Raw genomic sequence first — 20,389 nt, 5'->3', positions numbered from 1 at the left:
AAGGCCGGTGCAGGCTCAGGCGATGGCCGCGTCCGGCGGGACAGGGACGTTCCGTCGTAGCTGCGGGGAAGTCGCCAGCTTGTCCTGGGCAGCACGCAGCGCCAGCACGGCGGTTTCCAGCTGCTCCGGGGGCAGGGTGAACGGCACGCGCAGGTAGTGCTCGAAGGCGCCGCCCGTGCCGAAGCGGGGCCCGGCCGCGAGCCGGATGCCGTAGTCCGGGGCCACCACGGCCAGCGCGGTGCTGATGGGGGCGGGCAGGCGGCACCAAACCGACAGGCCGCCGTCGGGCCGTTCGCTCTGCCAGTCCGGCAGGTGTCCGGCGATGAGCTCCAGCAGGGTGTCACGGTTGTCCCGCAAGGTGGCCAGCCGGGCCGGAAGGGGTTCGGAGAGCGCGTTGACGAGGTGGGCCGCCGCGAGCTGTTCCACCACGGGGCCGCCGAGGTCCATGGTGGTGCGGGCGGCGGCGAACCGCTGGATCAGGGATTCATCGGCCCGGATCCAGCCGGTCCGCAATCCTGCCCAGTGCGACTTGCTGAGGGAGCCGATGGAGACCACGGCGGGGCTGAAGGCGGCCAGCGGCGTTGAGGCGGCGCCGTCGAGGTTCAGCTCCCGGAGTGTCTCGTCGACGACGAGAACTGTCCCCGCTGCCGCGGCGGCGCGGACCAGCCGGCGGCGCTGGGCATCGGACATCAGCCGCCCGGTGGGATTGTGGAAGTCCGGGACCACGTAGGCCATGGCGGGCCGCTGCTGCGTCAACGCGGTCTCGATCGCCGCCAGGTCCCAGCCCGGGCGGCCGGAAGGCGCGGCGGACGGGGCGGCGGCATGGGCGGCCGGCATGGCCACCGGCACCAGCCGGCAGCCCGCGGCCCGGATGGCGTCGATCGCGTTCGGGTAGCTGGGATCCTCCACAAGGACCTTGTCGGCCCGGCCGGCCAGGGCGCGGAGCACGACGTTCAGCGCGTGCTGCGCGCCGGATGTCACCAGAATCTGCTCCGCCGTGGTGGGCACGCCGGCCGCCGCGTAGTGCCTGGCGATGGCTTCCCGCAACGGGTTCACGCCGAGGGCGTCGTAGCCGAACCCGGGCAGCAGCGCGGGCAGCTCGGTCAGGGCGGAGGCGAACGCCCGGTGCACCACCTCGCCGCTGGCCGGCAGCGAGGCATAGGCGAGGTCGAGGATTCCGTCCGGAACGGCCAGGCCCGGGGCGCCGCTGAGGTTCGCCCCGCCATTGCCGGTGCCACGTGGACTGGCCTGCGGGATGCAGGTCCGGCCGCGGCTGCCTTGGCCGCTGCTGAGGAAGCCCTGCTCGCGCAGCAATGAGTACGCCGCCGTGACCGTGGTCCGGCTGATGCCGAGGGTCGCGGCGAGGGCACGTTCGCTGGGCAGCGCGACGTCGAGGGGCACGCGGCCGTCCAGCACCAGGAGGCGGACGACGTCGGCGAGCTCCCGGTAGGCGGGTGCCGCGCCGAAGTTCCACTCGCCGAGCAATCGGGCCAACGAACTGGGATTCAGGGATCCGGACATAGAGCCAGTATTTCAAACTGGCTATGGAATGCAAGGCCAGTTGTCCGGCAGGATGGGATCCATGATGACCCGCAGACTCTCCCAGCTCCTTATCGGCCTCGCCATGTACGGCATCTCCCTGGCCATGTTCATCCGCGCCGGCCTCGGACTGGATCCCTGGGACGTCTTCCACCAGGGTCTCGCGGTCAAGACAGGGCTGAGCATTGGCACGGTGGTGGTGATCGTCAGCTTCCTCGTGCTGCTCCTGTGGATTCCGCTGCGGCAGCGGCCGGGCATCGGCACCCTGTGCAACGCCGTACTGGTGGGCGTCTTCGCCGACGTCGGACTGGCCCTGATTCCCGAGTTTTCCCACCTCGGCGGGCAGGCCGGGATGCTCGCGGGCGCCATCCTGCTCAACGGGATCGCCTCCGCCTGCTACATCGGCGCCCGGCTGGGACCTGGGGCACGGGACGGTCTCATGACCGGACTCGCGCGGCGCACGGGCTGGTCCGTGCGGACGTCCCGCACGGGCATTGAGATCGTGGTGCTCGCGGCAGGCTGGCTTCTTGGCGGATCCGTGGGCATCGGGACGGTGCTGTACGCCCTGGCGATCGGCCCGCTGGTGCAGCTCCTGCTGCCGCGGTTCACCGTGCCGGAGCTGAAGGACTCCACGCTCCCGGCAGCGGCAACAGATCCCGCCGTCGCAACACCCTGAACAGCATTTAGCTAGCCGGTGCCCGGCGCCGGCTGGCACGCAGGGCAATAGTAGATGTCCCGTTCCTCCGTACCGGTGCCCTTGGCGAGGACCCCGCGCCGCACCGGGGTCCGGCACTTCAGGCAGGGCTGGTGTTCGCGCCGGTAGACCCAGTAGCCGGGCAGCCCGGAGCTCCGCCCCACGGCAACCCCGCGCGGGTTCAGGACCGTGGTCCGGCGGCCTGGCCCCAGGTTGGCCTCCAACAGGAGCTTGGCATCGGTGATCATCGCCGCCACGTCCGGCACAGCCGAGACGGGCGCCGCCGGGTGCACCCCGGAGAGGAAACAGGCTTCGCAGCGGTAGATGTTGCCGATCCCCGCGAGGTTCCGCTGGTCCAGCAGCGCGACGCCGATCGGGACGTCCGGTGCGGCGCGGATCCGCCGCTCCGCCTCGGCCACGTCCCAGTCCGGGCCGAGCAGATCCGGGCCAAGGTGGCCGACGATGGAGTCTTCCTCGGAGGTGCGGACCACTTCCAGGATGCCGAGCGAGAATCCGACGGCGTCTGCCGCGGCGGTGCGCAGCACGCACCGGGCGGTGAAGCCCGGCTTCCGCCAGCGGCCACCCGGAGGGTACACCTGCCAGGTTCCCTCCATCTTGAGGTGGGAATGGATCGTCAGCCGGTCCGGTTCCGCCGGGCTGCCACCACGTTCCCGTACCGGGCCCTCGACCCGCATCAGCAGGTGTTTGCCGCGCGGGACCACCTCGGTCACGGTCCAGCCGCCCAGTTTGAGGGTGGCGAACCGCGGCACGCGGAAATCGGACGAGATCAGCTGCTGGCCCGCCAGCGCGGCATGCAGCTGGGCGGCCGCGCGGAAGACCGAATCGCCCTCAGGCACGGATCCTCAGCCCCTTCGGGGTGGAGTAGGCGCCGGCATGGGCCAGGGCGGCGGCGACGGGTGTGTCCAGGATGCCGTGGCCGTTGACCTTTTCCATGATCAGCTTGTCCACCGCGCCCCGGGTGACCACACCCACCAGGGCCGCGCCGGCCGCGGCCAGGACCGACGTGTCCTCGCTGAACGCCAGCAGGGTCTTGCCGCCGCGCTCCACGTAGAGGACCAGGGCGCCGTCGACCAGCACCACCAGGGCGCCCGCCTTCCGGCCGGGACGGTGGCCGGTTCCCGCCTCGACGTTAAGCGCAGGCCAGGGCAGGGCGGCGCCGTAGGGGTTGGCGGGGTCCGTCGCGGCCAGGGCCAGGGCCGCCGGCTCGGGCCTGTGCAGCTGGGTGTCCTCGGCGTAGGAGCGCAGCCGGTCCACGGTGGCAGGCACGGCGAACTGGGCCGCCCCAAGGTGCTCGATGAAGTAGCCGCGGCGGCACCGGCCGGCTTCCTCCAGCCGGGCCAGGACCTTGTACATGAGGCCGAATCCGCCCAGGATGTTCTCGGCCATGACCGAGCCGCGGGTGACCACGCCGTACCGGTCCAGCAGGAGTTCCGCGGTGGCCCGGGCGTGGATGGTGGCATCCAGCTCGGGCGCGGGCAGAGCGGACCAGCGGCCCGCGGCCAGCGGGGGAGTGGGTGCCGTGCCGGTCACGGAACCGTACCGCCCTCCGGTCAGCCCGGGGGACCCGAGCAATCCGGTCCCGTGGGCGCGTCCCAGCCGGCTCATCCGGGGAGCCCGGGCCCGCGGCGCGCGGGCAACCTGCCGGTGCGCCGTGTGGCCGCCGGCAATCATCGCCCGGACCGGGGCGAAGGTGTCGCCGGTGATCCGCCCCGCCCAGGCGAGGTCCCAGAGCGCGGAGACGACGTCCTGGTCGCTGAGCACCGCGTCCATGCCCCCGGCGACCTCGGTCAGCTGCCGGAAGAAGTAGCCGCCGCCGTTGTTGCGCAGGTGGTCCAGCAGCCGCTGCTGCGCGTCGCCCGGTTCGAAGTCGATGGCCGGGTTCAGCGTGAGCTCGGCGGAATCGGCCAGATGCAGGCTGACCCAGCCGTCGTTGCCGGGGAGTGCGCCCGCGCCGGACCAGAGCACTTCGCCGGCTGCCATGAGTTCATCGAGCATGGCGGGCTGGTAGTCCGATACCCGGCCGGCGAGGATCAGTGGTTCCCAGGCGGAAGCCGGAATGGGCACGCCGGAGAGCTGGTCGACGGCGGTGATGATCCCGTCCAGTCCGCGCAGCGCCGACTGCCCGCGCTTGCCCGGGACACGGACGTTTTGCCAGGCCGGCAGGAAACGTCCGTACGCAGCGGCGTCCACGGGCTCGACCTCGGCCCGCAGCGCGGCCAGCGAGCGGCGGCGGAGCTTGCGCAGGACTTCCGCGTCGCACCATTCGCTGACGCCGGCCAGCGACGGGGCCGCGGGGGCGGGCTGCGTCTCGGAGTCCGCATCGCCGTCGTCGGCCCCGGCGTCGGGCACCGGCGCGGGCGGGGGCGAGGCGTGCGGACGGAACTCGCCTTCCACGACGCGACCGTCCGCGGCGAGCCGCTTCAGCGCGGTGCCGACGACGGCGACGCCGAGTCCCAGCCGGGCGGCCGCCTCGGCGGAAGTGAAGGGCCCGTGGGTGCGGGCGTAGCGCGAGACGAGGTCGCCCAACGGATCAGCGACCGGCTCGATGAAGGCCAGCGGCACACCCATCGGCAGCGGGACGCCGAGGGCGTCGCGCAGGCGGGCGGCGTCCTCCACTGCGGCATAGCGTTCGGCGCCGCCGACGTTGACCTTGATGGCGCGGTTGGCGCGCTGGAGCGCCACGAGGTGCGCGGCGGCGTCGGCGACGGGGGCCTCGACCTCCCGAGCCTGGACGTCCGGAACCTCGGCGGGCCCGGCGTCAACGCCAGGCTCAGTTTCCGGAGCAGGCCCGGCGGCCAGCGCAGCCTCAACCGCCGGTCCGAGCCGCGCGGCGACTTCCTCCGGGGTCAGCGGGCCCAGCAGCCGGAGCAGGTCCGCGACCCCTTCCAGCCCCCGGACCTTCCGGTCCGGCGCGAGACGCTGCAGCTCCCGCTCGGTCGCGTCAATGACCTTGGCATCGAGCAGCTCGCGCAGCTCCACCCTCCCCAGGAGCTCATTGAGCAGGGTCGAATCCAGCGCCAGCGCCGCGGCCCGGCGCTCGGCCAGCGGGGAATCGCCCTCGTAGAGGAACTGCGCGACGTAGCCGAACAGCAGGGACTTGGCGAACGGTGAGGGCTGCTGGGTGGTGGTCTGCACGATCCGCAGCTCGCGGCGCTCGATCGACGCCGCGATGTCCTTCAGCGCCGGAAGGTCGTACACGTCCTGCAGGCACTCGCGGACCGTCTCGAGGACGATCGGGAACGTGGGGTACTTCCGGGCAACATCCAGCAGCTGGGCCGAACGCTGGCGCTGCTGCCACAGGGGCTGCCGTTTGCCGGGGTTCTGCCGGGGCAGGAGCAGGGCGCGGGCGGCGCACTCGCGGAAACGGGAGGCGAAGAGGGCGCTGCCGCCGACCTCCGCCGTCACGATCTGCTCGAGTTCCTCCGGGTCGAAGAGGAACAGCTCGGCGCCGGGCGGCTCGTCCTCCATCATGGGCACCCGCAGCACGATGCCGTCGTCGGCGGCCATCGCGGAGCCGTCCATGCCATAGCGCTGGTGCAGCCGCTGCCCGACGGCGAGGGCCCACGGTGCGTGGACCGGCATGCCGAAGGGGCTGTGCAGCACCACCCGCCAGTCGCCGAGCTCGTCGTGGAAGCGCTCCACCACCAGGGTGGTGTCGCTGGGGACCACCTCGGTGGCCAGCTTCTGCTCGCCGAGGTACTGGATCAGGTTGTTGGCGGCGAAATCGTCCAGGCCGCTGGCCTTGCAGCGTTCGGTGGCCGGCCCGACGTCGGACGCGGACAGTTCGCGCACGAACGCGCCCAGGGCGCGGCCCAGGTCCACCGGCCGGCCGAGGGAGTCGCCCTTCCAGAACGGGAGTTTCCCGGGCTGGCCGAAGGCGGGGGAGACCAGGACCCGGTCGTGGGTGATGTCCTCGATCTTCCAGCTGGTGGCACCCAGGGCGAAGACGTCACCGACCCGGGATTCGTAGACCATTTCCTCGTCGAGTTCGCCGACCCTGCGGCCGCCCTTGGCCGCGGCCGCGGCCGGGCTGGCGGCCCTGCCATCGCCGGCGGGGCCCCCGGCTCCGGAGGAACCGGTCCCTTCGGCCTCGGTGCCAATGATGTAGACGCCGAAGAGCCCGCGGTCCGGGATGGTGCCGCCAGAGGTGACGGCCAGCCGCTGCGCGCCGGGGCGTCCCTCGATGGTCCCGGCGTTCCGGTCCCAGATGATGCGGGGCCGCAGTTCCGCGAATTCGTCTGACGGGTACCGGCCGGCGAGCAGGTCCAGCGTTGCTTCGAAGGCGGAGCGGGGGAGCGACGCGAACGGCGCCGACCGCCGCACGGTGGCGAACCAGTCCTCCACATCGATGGAACCCAGCGCCGTGGCCGCGACGGTCTGCTGGGCCAGGATGTCCAGCGGGTTCGCGGGGACGAAGAGCCGTTCGATCTTGCCGGCGAGCATCCGTTCCACCGTGATGGTGGTGTGCACCAGATCCGCGCGGTGCTTGGGGAACAGTACGCCCTGGGAGACCTCCCCGACCTGGTGGCCGGCGCGGCCCACCCGCTGCAGCCCGCTGGCCACGGACGGAGGGGATTCCACTTGCACTACGAGGTCCACGGCGCCCATGTCGATGCCGAGTTCCAGGGAGGATGTGGCCACGACGCAGCGCAGCCGGCCGGATTTCAGGTCGTCCTCGATCAGGGCGCGCTGGTCCTTGGAGACCGAGCCGTGGTGGGCGCGCGCCAGGACAGGATCCGCGCCGGCGGTGCTGCCGGCCTGCGCCATCATGTGGGCCGGGGTCGCCGTCGACGTCGGGGCTGCCTGCCCTGGCGCCCCTGCAGCTCCGTCGGCCGGCGCTCCCGCCGGGACGGCTTCGAAGTCCGGCGCCCCGGCACCAAACTCGGCCCAGCCGCCGCCGGCGGCCATGAGCTGGCGCTCGGCGTAGATCTCGTTGAGCCGGGCGGTCAGCCGTTCGGCGAGCCGGCGGGAATTGGCGAACACAATGGTGGACTGGTTGGCCAGCACCAGGTCCACGATCTTCTCCTCCACGTGCGGCCAGATGGAAGCCTGCGGCTGCAGCCCCGAGGCCGGTCCGGAGTCGAACGCGCCGGCCGCACCCTGCAGATCGGACATGTCCTCCACCGGCACCGAGACCGTCAGGTCCCAGTTCTTCTTCGACGGCGGGGCCACGATCTCCACCGGCGCGGAGCCGGCGAGGAACTGCGCCACAAGCTCCTTGGGCTCCACGGTGGCCGAGAGCCCGATCCGCTGGGCCGGTTTGGGCAGCAGGGCGTCGAGGCGTTCCAGCGACACGGCCAGATGCGCGCCACGCTTGGTGCCGGCGACGGCGTGGACCTCGTCGACGATGATGGTGTCCACCTCGCTCAGCGTCTCCCGCGCCTTGGACGTGAGCATGAGGAACAGCGATTCGGGGGTGGTGATCAGGATGTCCGGCGGGTTGCTCAGCAGCGAGCGGCGGTCCGACGCCGGGGTGTCGCCGGAACGGACGCCGACGGTGATCAGCGGCGCGGGCAGGCCGAGGCGTTTGGCGGTCTGGGTGATCCCGATCAGCGGGGCGCGGAGGTTGCGTTCGACGTCGACTCCGAGCGCCTTGAGCGGCGAAATGTAGAGGACCCGGGTTTTGCGTTTGGGCGCCTTCCTCCGGGTTCCTTTCGCGGTGTCCAGGCCGGGCAGCGACTCGGGCTCGGCGGGGGCTGAGGCGAGCAGCCGGTCGAGCGCCCAGAGGAAGGCCGCGAGGGTCTTTCCGGAACCGGTTGGCGCGACCACGAGAGCGTGCGCGCCGGAGGAGATTGCGTTCCAGGCGCCATTCTGGGCCGGGGTGGGCTCAGTGAAGGCACCCAGGAACCAGTCCCGGGTCGGCCGGCTGAACCGGTCCATGGCGTCTGCCTCGATTGTGCTTCCGGCGTGCTCCTGCCCCTTCATTCCTCCATCATGCCCTAAGGCAACGACAGGAAATGGCGGGCCGCAGCCCGGGCCGCATCACCAACCGTGGCGTCCACCCGCGCGAGGTGGGGCTGCCCATGACCCGGACGGGCATGGGCAGCCCCACCTCGGCGGAAGAAAACCTACTGGGCCTGGAAAGCGCCGACCGTGAGCAGGTTGATGCTGGCGTTACTGCAGGCGTCCCGGGGCTGGGCGACGAACAGCGAGGCGGTGTCCTCGGGCGGGTAAACACGGAAGCCGGCCGCCGCAACGACTGTGCAGTCCGGGTAGTTGCGGGCCTGGGTGTAGCGCAGCGTGGCGGCGCCGGCCTGGCCCGGTTCGAGCAGAACCTCGGTGGGAGGGGTGGTGTCCCGGGCCGCTGCGGCGCCGATCGGGGCTCCATCGGGCCCGGCGGTGAGGGAGACGCCGGCAAAGCCAAACAGCAGGCAGGGTTCGGAGCCGGTGTTCGTCAGGAGCAACTGCATGTAGACGCTGCCGGCCGCGCCTCCGCCGGTGGAATCGGTCGTGGCCGTCAGCCCTGCGGCCTTGCAGAGTGCAGGTCCGGCGGGTGCTGGCACCGCCTGCGTGGGAGTCGAGGCGCCGGAATCGGCGGCGGCCGCGCCGGAGGAGGCGGGCTGGCTCTCGGAACTGGTGGGGGGAGCCGCCGGAGTGCTGGAGGCTTGGGACTGCGGGGTGCCGGCGCCGCAGCCGGCGAGGAAAAGCACTGCCGCGGCTGCCGCCGTCGTAAATGCCAGTCTGTTGGTGATTCGCTGAGCCGTCATGGCACCACCTTCGTGCCCGACGTGGCTTGAGTCAACGATGCCATGACGGCCGCGCCCGATTGATGCCCGGATTGTGATTTCCGGGCATCAATCGGGGTCAATTACTCCTTTGGGGAGCCGGGTGCCGAGGCCCCGACGGGGACCGACTTGTTGCTCCGGCTGCGGACCAGGGCGAGGCCGCCGAGGGCGAGTCCGCCCACCCCGGCCACCAGCCCGGCCCAGCTCCGGGCCTGGGCGCCGTCGTCATTCACAGCCGCGGCCTGGACGGTCTCCGGGTTGGTGTCCGACGTGCTGTCGGCATGGGCCGCGTGCCCGTCAGCCGCAGCGGCAGCCGTGACCGTCACCGACGGTGCCGGTGCCTTGAGTGAGTGCGGATCCTGCCCCTCGGCGGGGAGCTGGGACCAGTCGGTCTGGCCGACCTCACAGTTCTGCAGCGTCGGGAAGTACAGGGTCTTCCCCGCAACATCGGGCAGCTTGACGGAGAGCACCAGGGCATCGCGGAGGGAAGGATCCAGCGGTGCCCTGGCGGTGTAGACGATCTGGCTGGTCCGCTTGGTGATGGAGGTGCCGTCCGCGAGCTTCTTCGGTTCGGCCAGCTGTTCCGTGACCTTCTCGGCTGTCCAGTTCGGGTTGACCGTAGGCTGCGCATCGTTGAGTTCGGCGGGCAGGGTGATGGTCACCTTCGTGGTGCCGGACTCCTCGCAGCCGTGCGGGATTCCGAAGGTCAGCAGGGCGTAGGAGTTCGCGGTGGTCTTATCCGGAGTGACGCCGACGTGCGCCGAGGCGCCCGAAATACCGGCGAGCATCAGGGCAGCGGTTCCGCCGGCTACAGCAGTGGCAGTGAGGGTACGGCGCAGGGAGGAAGTCTTCACAGGGGTTGCCTTTCAGGCGTGCGCTGCCCGGGGGCAACGCAAAAAATGGGGAGGGCGCGGCGGCGATGCCGGTGATCCGGGCCCGCTATCAGGGGCCCGGTGTCTTCCAGCGGGTGCGGCCGCGGCCGGGTTTAGGTCAGGAAAATACGACGGCGGCGGGCGGCCCGCGGCGGCAATTGCGCCGGAGGTTCCGCCACGGCAGCGGCGCGGACTCCGCCGGCCAGCCGACGACCGCCGGCGGCGCCGGCACGGCTGCGGGCGCTACCGGGACCGGGAGCCCGAGCAGCGGGCGGAGCCAGGCCGCGAGGGACCACAGGGCCGCCTCGCCCCTGGCGAGGAGAACAGCGCAGAGGAGCGTTGCCAGTGCGTGGCCGGCGAGCATCAGCAGCGAAAGGAGGGCGAATTGTGAGTCCGGCACGGACGCCGCGAACTGGCCGTCACCACTGACAGGCAGGGGAACCGGTCCGAGGTGGTGCGGCGCTGCGTGGCCTGCCGGTTCTGACGAGGTTCCAGGCGCCGGGACGCTGAAGGCGGTGAACGCCTTGTGCAGCACCAGTTGCCCGGCGCCCAGCAGTCCGGCCATGGCAGGAAAGTTGAGCTTCAGCCGGGTGGCGGTGGTGGAAGCCAGTGCGGTCAGGGCCAACAGGGCCAGCAGGATGCCGGGGGAGGGGAGTCGGCCACCGGCCAGCGTGTGCGCTCCGGCGGCCAGGGACAGGACCGTGAGTGCCACCATGGCCGAACGCAGGGCGTGGAACGGGGCTCTGGCGGCTGTGCGCACGGAACACTCCCTTCCCCAGCGGCCAATGGTTGCTCCCGCGGGCGGTATTGCCTGCGGGCTGTCCCACGATTCTACCGGCCGGGCTGGGAAAAACCTGCGGCGGGGAGGCCGGCTGCCCGGACGGGATCAGTCTGTTTCGGGGCCCCAACAAAAATGGCAGTCCTCCGTGCACAGGTCATCGACGGGCAGCTCCTCAACCGGGGTGCCGACTCGTCGGGCGGTCAAAAGTCCGGGGGCGCCGTCGGCCCGGTCCTGCTGCAAAGTCACGATGTGTCCTGATCGTCATGGTGCGGAACGCTGATGGGATTCAGCTAACCCTGTGGGGCGGCGGCTCCTCAATGGAACAACTGACGGCTGCAACAACTCCGCCTTGTGCAGGCGTCCAACCCATGCAGGTGTCCAACGAATGCCTGGGCCACGGTGGCCGTCAAACAGGGATACCCCGGTCCGAGGACCGGGGTATCCCTGTCGACGTGAACTCAGTTCACGGTGTCGGCTGACTGTCAGTCGACGGATTCAGTTCACCGGGGCGGCAGCGGCGGCTCCGGACAGCAGGAGCCAGGTGTCCACCACGGTGTCGGGGTTCAGCGAGACGGAGTCGATGCCTTCCTGGACCAGCCACTCGGCGAAGTCCGGGTGGTCGCTCGGCCCCTGGCCGCAGATGCCCACGTACTTGCCGCGCGCCTTGCAGGCCTTGATGGCCATGCTCAGGAGCTTCTTGACGGCAAGGTTCCGCTCATCGAAGCTTGCCGCGACGATCGCGGAGTCGCGGTCCAGGCCCAGGGTCAGCTGGGTCATGTCGTTGGAACCGATGGAGAAGCCGTCGAAGTAGTCCAGGAACTCGTCGGCCAGCAGCGCGTTGGACGGAAGTTCGCACATCATGATGACCTCGAGCCCGTTTTCGCCGCGGCGCAGGCCGTTCTCGGCGAGCAGGTCGATGACGCCGCTGGCCTCGTCCACGGTGCGCACGAACGGGATCATCAGCTTGACGTTGGTCAGGCCCATCTCGTTGCGGACGAAGGAAAGTGCCTCGCACTCCAGGTCGAAGCAGTCCCGGAAGGACGGCTCGAGGTACCGGGAAGCGCCGCGGAAGCCGATCATTGGGTTCTCTTCGTGCGGCTCGTAGGCCGGCCCGCCGAGGAGGTTGGCGTACTCGTTGGACTTGAAGTCGGACATCCGGACAATCACCGGCTCCGGCGCGAACGCCGCGGCGATGGTCGCCACGCCCTCGGCCAGGCGCTTGATGTAGTAGTCGCGCGGGCTGTCGTAGGCGGCGATCCGTTCCCGGATTTCCGCCAGAACGTCCGCGGGCTGGTCGTCCATGTTCAGCAGCGCTTTGGGGTGGATGCCGATCTGGCGGTTGATGATGAATTCCAGCCGGGCCAGGCCCACGCCGTGGTTGGGCAGCTGCGCGAATGTGAACGCCTGCTCGGGCGTGCCCACGTTCATCATGACCTTGACCGGGGCCTCGGGCAGCTGGGTGATCTCGGTTTCCTCGACAACGAAGTCCAGCAGGCCTTCGTAGATGACGCCGGTCTCGCCGTCGGCGCAGGACACGGTCACGTCGAGTCCGTCGGAGAGGACATCCGTGGCGTCCCCGGTGCCGACGACGGCGGGAATCCCCAGTTCGCGGGCGATGATCGCCGCGTGGCAGGTGCGTCCGCCGCGGTTGGTCACGATCGCGGAGGCGCGCTTCATGATCGGTTCCCAGTCCGGGTCGGTCATGTCCGCGACGAGGACATCGCCGGTCTTGAAGGCGGCCATCTGGTCAATCGCGGTGAGGATGCGGACGCTTCCGGCGCCGATGCGCTGCCCGATGGCGCGGCCCTCGACCAGCACCCGGCCCGTCTCGTTCAGGCGGAAGCGGCTCAGGCTGCCGGAGGTCCGGCGGGACTGCACGGTTTCCGGGCGTGCCTGCAGAATGTACAGGCCGCCGTCGATCCCGTCTTTGCCCCATTCGATGTCCATCGGGCGTCCGTAGTGGTTCTCGATGGCGACGGCGTGGCGGGCGAGCTGCTCGACGTCGTCGTCGTTAAGGCTGAAGCGGTTCCGCAGGGAAGCCTCGACGGGAACGAAGTCAATGGTGTGGCCGACCTCGCGGTTGCTGGTGTAGGTCATCTGGAGAGCCTTCTCGCCCAGTCCGCGCTTGAGGATGGCCGGGCGGCCCGCCTCCAGGGCGGGCTTGTAGACGTAGAACTCATCCGGGTTGACGGCGCCCTGGACGACGGCCTCGCCGAGGCCGTAGGAGGAGGTGACAAAGACGGCGTCCTTGAACCCGGATTCGGTGTCCATGGTGAACATGACGCCGGAGGCGCCGACGTCGGAACGGACCATGCGCTGGACGCCCGCCGAGAGCGCCACTTCGGCGTGCTCGAACTTGTGGTGCACCCGGTAGGCGATGGCCCGGTCGTTGTAGAGGGACGCGAAGACATCCTTGATGGCCTGGAGGATGTTCTCGATGCCGCGGACGTTAAGGAAGGTTTCCTGCTGGCCGGCGAAGGAGGCATCGGGGAGGTCTTCCGCCGTCGCGCTGGAGCGGACTGCCCAAGAGAGGTCCTCGGAGCCTCCGTGCTTCTCCACCAGCGTCTGGTACGAGGTGCGGATCTGCGCTTCGAAGTCCGGCAGGAAGGGCGTCTCGCGCATGAGCTTGCGGATTTCCTGGCCGGCTGCCGCCAGTGCCGTCACGTCATCGGTGTCCAGGCCCACCAGCCTGTCGGCGATCTTCTGGTCCAGTCCCGAGTCCGCCAGGAAGCTGCGGTAGGCGTCGGCGGTGGTGGCGAAGCCGTCCGGGACCTGGACGCCGGCAGACGTCAGGTTCTGCACCATCTCGCCGAGGGAGGCATTCTTGCCGCCCACCCGGTCCAGGTCCTTCAGGCCGAGTTCTGAGAACCACAGGATGTCTGTCGTCATGGTTACTGCTCCTTTGCAGATGATGGCATGCGGTATCGCCGCCCGCCCGGGGCGGTCGCCGGTTGATGGGCGCAATCGCTGTCAACAGTGACAGGTCTCCGCCCGTGTTTCCACCTGATGTGGTCCACGCAACACTTGGGAAGCCCCTGCCCTTAGTGCTTGAGATTCATCTTTTGCAGGATAGTGGCTGCCATTTCCTCAACGGAGACGCTGGCCGAATTGAGGTAGGGAATTCCGTGGGACACGTAGAGCCGCTCGGCGCTGCGCAGTTCGAAGCCGCACTGGCGCAGTGACGCGTAGGGCGAGCCGCGGCGGCGTTCGGTGCGGACCTGGCTGAGGCGCAGGGGATTGGTGGTGAGGCCGAAACACTTTGAAATGAACGGCCGCAGCGGCTTGGGGAGTCCTTCCCGGTCAAAGTCCTCGTCCACCAGCGGGAAGTTCGCGGCAAAGATGCCGTGCTGCAGCGCCAGGTACATGGTGGTGGGTGTTTTGCCGCACCGGGACGGGGCCACCAGGATGACCTGGGCCTTTTCGAGCGCGCGCAGGCTCTGGCCGTCGTCGTGCTCCATGGCGTATTCGACGGCGGCCATCCGGGACTGGTAGCGGGCCGCGTTGCCCAGTCCGTGGGCCCGGCCCGGTTCCCCGCTGGACGCGGTCCCCAGGGCCCGCTCCAACTGCCCGACGTGGGTCCCGATGAGGTCCACAATGATCCCGTTGCAGGTGCCCAGGGTCTGGCGGATTTCGCTGCCGACGGCGGTGGAGAAGACGATCGGCTGCAGGCCGGTGGCGGCACGGTGGTCGATCACTTTGACGACGGACCGCGCCTGGTCGACGGTGGTGATGAAGGGGATCGTGATGCGGTCGAATTCGTTCTCGGGGAACTGCGTCAGCAGGGTGTTGCCGAGCGTTTCTGCGGTGATGCCCGTGCTGTCCGAAAGGAAGTAGACCGGGCGGAGAGCGTCATTGGTCATAAACGCATTGTGCACCAGTGGGGGCGTCGGGTAGTTCCATGACGCTCTGGGGGAGCGAGGAGTATGGTGTGTCTCACATCACCAAGGGAGCCCAATGAGCTACAAATTTCGAACCGTCAAGGTTCGCGGCACGGACCTGGTCGGAACCATTGCCCGCAAGCACGGGACCCCGTCCGAAATCTACGAAACTTCGAAGGACCCCAGCACCTCCGTGGTGCCCGTGTATTTCCAGGAAACCGGCGAGGTCCGCTTCTTCGACCGCTCGGTTCTGGAGGACGTGGTGGCCCCGGCCGACTGACAAATTCCCTAAACGCGCAAAGCCTGGAAGTCGTGAAATGAAAATCACGGAATGCGCGGATTTTCAAGTCAAACGGGTGCCTATTGCCCGTTAAAGCTAAGCCGTCTAGCCTGACGATGGGATCTGGCCCGGGCATCTTTCTGGGGAGAGACCATTTCGGTGTTCCGATCGAGCCGGATTCCGCAAAGGCTGGCTCCATGGTCTCAAAACGATGGAGCCAGCTTGCCGGAATTCCTGGTGCTGAGTGCCGGTGCGAGGGGCGTTACGGCGTCTTCGGCCGAAGCGCAACCAGCCAGCCGGCCCACTCGCGGGCGGCGCTGAACGTCCACGTCTTCGCCCCGCTTGGTCCCGCGTTCGCCTGAATGCCATCGGCAACCTCGAAGCGGCGTGCGCCGGCCTCGACTGCCTGGGCCATGCCGGCCGGCGAAGTGAGGCTGACCGAGCCGGAGTTGACGCTCATGCATCCGACGAGCATTGCTTTCGCGGTCGTGGTCGTCACTGCTGGGACGGTTCCCGAGGACGTTGCCGCGCCGGACGCGGTCGTGGCGGCGGTGTCAAGCCCTGCGGCGCCGGAATACCTCGCGATACCCCCTCCGCTTGTCGTCGAAGTCGTGGTCCAGGAATAGCTCGCCGACTCGGACGCAGTGGCCACCTTGTAGTAGCCGTACACTTTCGGGTTCGCGATGGTGGTCACGGCGGCCAGCCGGGTCCACCCGGCCGGGGCACCTGTCGTGGTGATGCTGCCGCCGTTCAGGGAGAGGCAGCTGACGAGGAGGTCTCCCTGGGCGACGTTGGCGGGCTTGGGGATCGTGAGCGTGGTGCCCGCTGCGGTGTTCGTGGCTTGGCTTACCGACTCGCGGACGATGCCCCCGCCGCCGCCCGGGTCGCTGGGGCTGACGCTCCACGTCTGCGTCGCTGCTGTCGCATCGGTGTTGCCGGCTGCGTCGGTGGCCCAGACACCGAAAGTGTGGGACCCGGTCGAAAACCCGGTGTAGGCCTGGGGCGAGGTGCACGCGACGCGCGGCGCACCGTCCAGGCTGCACTGGAACGTCGAATTGGCTTCACTCGAGGTGAATGCGAAGGAGGCGCTGGTCGACGTCGATGCCGCAGGCGGTCCCGACGTGATCGTCGTCTCCGGGGCCACCGTGTCCGCCGGCGGCGGGGTCGTGTCTACGGTCCACGTATAGCTGGCGGGAGTCGGGTCGGCGCCGTTCTGGTCAGCGGCACGAACCTGGAAGGTATGCACGCCAGCAGACAGTCCTGTGTACGACACCGGACTGATGCAGGTGGCGAATGCCGCCGAGTCGAGTGAGCAGGCGAAGGTCGCGCCGGTCGACGTCGAGGTGAAGCCGAACTGAGCCGATGTGGAGCTCGTCGGGTTGGCCGGCTGGCTCGTGATCGTCGTGTCCGGCGGTTGGGAAGTGGGGGTCCCAGCCCCGATTTTGCGCGGGTCGTAGGCAGCGTCGACGAGTAGAGCGGGCGTGTAGGCGGCAGCGATGGACTGCCATGGCACCGCCTTGAAGTTCTGGCGCTGCCCGCCGTCGTTGGCGGTGTCCTGTGTGACGAAGAAGCCCTGCGGGAAGGGCCCGCCGACGCCGAAGTTCGTGACGTCTACCCCGTCCATGCCGGTGACGGCATCGATCCCGTTCCCGGCCGGGATGGCGAAGGCTCCCAGCGGTCGATTGTCGTCGCGGGTGTAGGCATGGAATCGGTTCGAGCCCTGGCTCGCGGCCAGCAGGTAACCGGCGCCACCGCTGCCGTAATAGATGCTGATGCCCTTGATGTCCTGGACGATGTCGCCGCCATTCTCGGTGGTGCTGACAACTCTCGTCCCGGCGGTCGAGTCCCCAGGCTCGGCTCCATAGCGCCAGATCCCGCCGATGTCCTCCTGGGCGATGTAGAGCCGCTTCATCTCATCATCGGCCACCAGGCCCTCGGTGTGGGCGGGACCGCTCACCGTCCAGCTGCGCACGAGCCGCCCCGTAACTGATCCGGTGGAGCCGTCGAGTTCCCACTGTTCCACCTTGCCGACATCGGTGACATAAGCAAAGTACTTTCCGGTGTCCGGGGAGTGGTAGAAGGAGAACCCGCGGGGCGTGGCGATGTTGGCGGTGGGCGCGAAGCTGCCGACCTTCGTCAGCGAACGATCCGACTCGTTGACCTTGTAGAAGTCAAGGCTCCGTGCCCGGTTCGAGGCGCCGACCAAGCCGACGCGGCTGCTGCCGAGGGGGAAGTTGTAGCGGACATCAACGTTGTTCATACGTCCGTCGGGGTAGTAGAACAACTCCCGTCCTGACAGGTCGTAGACAACAAGACCGCGCCCATCTGTGCTTTTGTCCGTGCCGATGATGGTGCTCTTCGACGGGTCCGTGGGATGGATCCAGATGGCCGGGTCGTCCGCGGCATCCCCTGATCCGTGTATCGGGGCCGTTTCGACCGTTGCGCTCACCTGCGCCACGGCCGCACTCGCGACCGGAGCGGCGAGCCCCACAAGCAGTCCAGCCGCCATCAAGGGTGTGAGGATTCTGGCGACTATGCGCATGATGACCTCTCTGTCATCTGGGAGAAAAGTCCCGGAAACCACGCCTGAAAATGGGAGATCTGCATGCGGATGAGCGCAGTGACGTTCAACGGGTGGCGGGTGATTCACGGTCAACCCGCGGAGTTAACGTTCTAGTCCTGGGACCTTGGGAATACCTTGGAGGCCGGACCAGGCCAGAAACCGAACCGGCCAAGGCCGGCTCCACAGGTATTGCCAACTCTTTGCCCTTGAGTCCACTCCGGCAAAGCAAAGGCCTCTGCTTCCCTTGTAAACAAAGGAAAGTAGGGGTCTTGCCATTTGGTGATGACGGTGGGAATTGAACCCATCACGGAGATCAAGCGAGGTCTCGATGGAGCGTCAAAAGTTCCGTAAAATCAGCGATCTTGGTCACTTTTCTCACACGCACCCACGGATGCCCACAGGTACTCCTGCACCAAATTGCACCATGGGTGGTCATTTACGGGCGGGAGTTGCTCGTACCGGATTTTCGACGGTCGGGTGTGAAGAACTGGCCGGCGAAGGACTCAGGAGTGGCGGCTTCCACCAGCGGTTGACCAGCGCATGGACTGCCGGCCAAGGCTCCCCACCGGGGCCGTGGTCCTTGGATGCGCCTAAAGCCGCTTCCTGGGTCAGCGCTTCCACTGCCTCTGGACCGGGAAGTCCGCCGTCTTCTTGCTCGACCGGTTCGATGATGTCCTAGAAGCTCTGCATGAGTATTTAGCTGTGAATGAGTTGGTTGAAGTGCCCGAGCTTTATTGTGACTGTACTGGCGCGCATCGAGGGCGTAACGCTTGTAAATGTCTTCTTTGTTGTACACATCAGGTCCTAAATTGCGGGACACAGAAGTGGTTCCGCGACGATCCTCGGGTCTTCCTCTAATGATCCTTGTATGGGAGTAGGCGACCGGCAGGAATGTGCTAATGCGAACTAAGATTGCGCGTATGAGCGATACATCACCCCCCGAAGCCACGATTGCTACTTGGACCATCCCTCGCATTGGCGGAGATCCGCTGGTGATCGACGCTGTCGTTGGCGAAGTCATTACAGTCGTTGGGGCGAATGGAGCAGGCAAGTCTGCTCTCGCTACGCACCTCGCAGCCACAGCCCCGAGAGACAAAATTCACCGTGTGCTCGCGCAACGGAAGATTTGGTTTGCAAATTCCGGTCCAAATATTAGCGCCTCCGGGCGCGAACAAATGACGAGCACTCTCGAGCACTGGAACACCGCTAGTGATTCCCGCTTTAGGGATCATGCCGACGGACAACGAACCGATATTGCATTGTTTGATTTGCTCGGAAAAATCACCGCTGAGGATCATCGCATCGCTGAGTTGGCTCTCACTGAGCGCCGTTCGCCGGAAGAAATCGACGAAATCATTGGCACCCGCCTCTTTGACGTCCTCAACTCCGTGCTCGAACGGGCCGGGCTTGTCATCCAGGTGAAGACCACCGACAAGCAGACGTTTAATGCCGTTCATCGTGAGCTGGGCAGTGAATATCCGATCGCACAGATGTCGGATGGTGAGAGGAGCGCGTTGCTTCTAGCCGCAGAGGTCTTAGTAGCACCGGACAACTGCATCATTTTGCTGGACGAACCGGAGCGCCATCTGCACCGCTGGATATCTGCCGGGCTCGTCGAGGCACTGATCGACGCACGAACGGACTGCTCGTTCGTCGTCTTGACCCATGACCTCGACCTAGCACTGGGCCTGAGCGCTCGCCCCGGTAAGGTACTTGCGGCTTTGGGGGTTGAGTGGTCTGGGAATGCGGCAGCCTTTTGGGACGTCAAAATTCTCACTACGGAAGCTCATCTGACAGAGGACGCCCGCAGAGGCATACTTGGTGGGCGCAGGCGCATTTTATTTATTGAAGGAACGGCCGGCAGCCTCGACTACGCGCTCTACAGCCTCCTGTTTCCTGCGTGGACACTCTCCGCTAGTGGTAGCTGCGAATGGGTCATCCGCAGCGTTGAGGGAATCGGAAAAACACAAAGTCACCACTGGGTTTACGCTGCCGGGATAGTCGACGGTGACGGACGCTCAGAGCAAGAACGCGAGGCACTGATAACGAAGGGCGTTCACCCCATCAAGGTGAGCGAGGTCGAGAGCCTCTACTACATGCCAGCTGTTCTCGCAGCCGTGGCCACTAAACTCACCGAATTAGATGGCCAAGGTACGGAAAACCGTGTGAGCGCAGCCAAAGCGGCCGGCATCGCTGCCCTCGCTGCGAATCAAGGATTACACCGCATAGCCAAGAAGTTGGCCACGGACGAGGTTTGGCGAAAACTTGTCACTGCAGTCCCCTCTGAGATTACAGATCCCGAGATTACCTTCAACCTCCCATCCCCCTATGCGAAAATCAAAGCCAGATTGGACGAACTTCATGCTGAAGACAATTACGAGGAACTTGTCCGGATCACGCCAATTCGCGATTCCGCGTTCCGTGACAGAGTGACCACCGCTTTGGGGGCGCATTCTAAGGAGCAGTATCAAAGTGCCGCGCGACGTGCTATTGCAGAGAGTCCCGAGCTAATTGCTGACCTGCGACGCGAAGTCGCGGACCTGATCCTCGACGGCGCCGACCAATGAGAGTTCTCACCCTGTATGTCGCTGCGACCGCATTCCGCAATCAATTGTCTTCTTGATACGAGCTGACCTGTGGGCGCCGCAACATTCTCGCCGCGCAGTTGAGGTGGCCTTGGACAAGGAGCGAGGCCGGGTGACTCCCGAAGCCGTGACGAGGCTGGCCCAGATGGAGCTTCCATCTCTGAGGTGAAGGATCTCGGCGCCGCGGCCGGGACAGTCGCCACGGCTCATGCGCGTGTATTGGCATCCCGTGGCGGCCGCAATTCCTCGAGCACCACGAAGGGCTCCTGAGAATGCAGAAAACCCCCGGTTTCCCGGGGGTTTTCTTTGGCGGTGACGGTGGGATTTGAACCCACGTTGGCTTTTACACCAAACAACATTTCGAGTGTTGCACCTTCGGCCGCTCGGACACGTCACCAACCTGAATAGGTTACCGGAGCCGGGCGCTGATCCACAAAACGGAGCCCTGCCT

12 protein-coding genes and 1 tRNA gene are annotated in these 20,389 nt (G+C 67.4%); 3 read left to right on the top strand and 10 right to left on the bottom strand.

The features are described 5' to 3' along the window. Positions 1–15 precede the first annotated feature (15 nt). Positions 16–1,521: a MocR-like transcription factor YczR gene (gene yczR, locus AC1DC5_RS18705; RefSeq protein WP_476866152.1), complete on the bottom strand. Its 1,506-nt coding sequence runs from the start codon at positions 1,519–1,521 to the stop codon at positions 16–18. Positions 1,522–1,582: 61 nt separating this feature from the next. On the opposite strand from yczR, the gene yczE reads away from it, so the two are divergent. Then, on the top strand, positions 1,583–2,215 hold the full coding sequence (gene yczE, locus AC1DC5_RS18700; RefSeq protein WP_441405634.1) for a membrane protein YczE: 633 nt from the start codon (positions 1,583–1,585) through the stop codon (positions 2,213–2,215). 11 nt (positions 2,216–2,226) lie between these two features. Here yczE and AC1DC5_RS18695 read toward each other — a convergent pair whose 3' ends face one another. From AC1DC5_RS18695 to AC1DC5_RS18665, 7 genes are all read right to left on the bottom strand, one after another. Beyond that, positions 2,227–3,090, bottom strand: coding sequence for a DNA-formamidopyrimidine glycosylase family protein (locus AC1DC5_RS18695; RefSeq protein ID WP_441405633.1), 864 nt, complete (start codon positions 3,088–3,090; stop codon positions 2,227–2,229). After that, positions 3,083–8,179, bottom strand: a complete 5,097-nt coding sequence (locus AC1DC5_RS18690; protein WP_476866151.1) for an Lhr family helicase — start codon at positions 8,177–8,179, stop codon at positions 3,083–3,085. The genes AC1DC5_RS18695 and AC1DC5_RS18690 overlap by 8 nt, the downstream gene beginning before the upstream one ends. Positions 8,180–8,322: 143 nt before the next feature. Continuing rightward, positions 8,323–8,961: a DUF4232 domain-containing protein gene (locus tag AC1DC5_RS18685; protein WP_476866150.1), complete on the bottom strand. Its 639-nt coding sequence runs from the start codon at positions 8,959–8,961 to the stop codon at positions 8,323–8,325. Positions 8,962–9,062: 101 nt separating this feature from the next. Beyond that, entirely contained in the window at positions 9,063–9,833 is a 771-nt protein-coding gene (locus AC1DC5_RS18680) for a YcnI family copper-binding membrane protein (RefSeq protein WP_476866149.1), read from the bottom strand. Positions 9,834–9,969: 136 nt separating this feature from the next. After that, positions 9,970–10,611: a hypothetical protein gene (locus AC1DC5_RS18675; RefSeq protein WP_476866148.1), complete on the bottom strand. Its 642-nt coding sequence runs from the start codon at positions 10,609–10,611 to the stop codon at positions 9,970–9,972. Between the two features lie 516 nt (positions 10,612–11,127). Beyond that, on the bottom strand, positions 11,128–13,521 hold the full coding sequence (gene ppsA / locus AC1DC5_RS18670; protein WP_476866147.1) for a phosphoenolpyruvate synthase: 2,394 nt from the start codon (positions 13,519–13,521) through the stop codon (positions 11,128–11,130). A 152-nt stretch (positions 13,522–13,673) separates the two neighbouring features. Next, positions 13,674–14,492: a pyruvate, water dikinase regulatory protein gene (locus AC1DC5_RS18665; RefSeq protein ID WP_441405627.1), complete on the bottom strand. Its 819-nt coding sequence runs from the start codon at positions 14,490–14,492 to the stop codon at positions 13,674–13,676. Positions 14,493–14,586: 94 nt separating this feature from the next. Between AC1DC5_RS18665 and AC1DC5_RS18660 the strand changes: the two genes are divergently transcribed. Next, positions 14,587–14,790, top strand: coding sequence for a hypothetical protein (locus AC1DC5_RS18660; RefSeq protein ID WP_476866146.1), 204 nt, complete (start codon positions 14,587–14,589; stop codon positions 14,788–14,790). Positions 14,791–15,052: 262 nt separating this feature from the next. Here the strand turns inward: AC1DC5_RS18660 and AC1DC5_RS18655 are convergent, their stop codons facing one another. Beyond that, a complete protein-coding gene (locus AC1DC5_RS18655) occupies positions 15,053–17,332 on the bottom strand; it encodes a phytase (protein ID WP_476866145.1) in 2,280 nt (759 codons plus the stop codon). 941 nt (positions 17,333–18,273) lie between these two features. Here AC1DC5_RS18655 and AC1DC5_RS18650 point away from each other — a divergent pair. After that, complete coding sequence (locus AC1DC5_RS18650) at positions 18,274–19,920, top strand: AAA family ATPase (protein ID WP_476866144.1); 1,647 nt, start codon at positions 18,274–18,276, stop codon at positions 19,918–19,920. Between the two features lie 325 nt (positions 19,921–20,245). On the opposite strand, the gene AC1DC5_RS18645 is transcribed toward AC1DC5_RS18650, so the two are convergent. Further along, a tRNA-Ser gene (locus AC1DC5_RS18645) sits at positions 20,246–20,335 on the bottom strand. Positions 20,336–20,389: the final 54 nt, after the last annotated feature.

This window comes from Arthrobacter sp. 10L424 (assembly GCF_056395325.1).
The sequence above is the reverse complement of the archived record's forward strand: the minus strand, read 5'-3'. Positions and strand labels throughout refer to the sequence as shown.

Bases quoted from the DNA above. Each gene is read 5' to 3' on its own strand.
- yczR (WP_476866152.1), bottom strand. From the start codon at position 1,521: ATGTCCGGATCCCTGAATCCCAGTTCGTTGGCCCGATTGCTCGGCGAG.
- yczE (WP_441405634.1), top strand. From the start codon at position 1,583: ATGATGACCCGCAGACTCTCCCAGCTCCTTATCGGCCTCGCCATGTAC.
- AC1DC5_RS18690 (WP_476866151.1), bottom strand. From the start codon at position 8,179: ATGAAGGGGCAGGAGCACGCCGGAAGCACAATCGAGGCAGACGCCATG.
- AC1DC5_RS18685 (WP_476866150.1), bottom strand. From the start codon at position 8,961: ATGACGGCTCAGCGAATCACCAACAGACTGGCATTTACGACGGCGGCA.
- ppsA (WP_476866147.1), bottom strand. From the start codon at position 13,521: ATGACGACAGACATCCTGTGGTTCTCAGAACTCGGCCTGAAGGACCTG.
- AC1DC5_RS18665 (WP_441405627.1), bottom strand. From the start codon at position 14,492: ATGACCAATGACGCTCTCCGCCCGGTCTACTTCCTTTCGGACAGCACG.
- AC1DC5_RS18660 (WP_476866146.1), top strand. From the start codon at position 14,587: ATGAGCTACAAATTTCGAACCGTCAAGGTTCGCGGCACGGACCTGGTC.
- AC1DC5_RS18655 (WP_476866145.1), bottom strand. From the start codon at position 17,332: ATGCGCATAGTCGCCAGAATCCTCACACCCTTGATGGCGGCTGGACTG.
- AC1DC5_RS18650 (WP_476866144.1), top strand. From the start codon at position 18,274: ATGAGCGATACATCACCCCCCGAAGCCACGATTGCTACTTGGACCATC.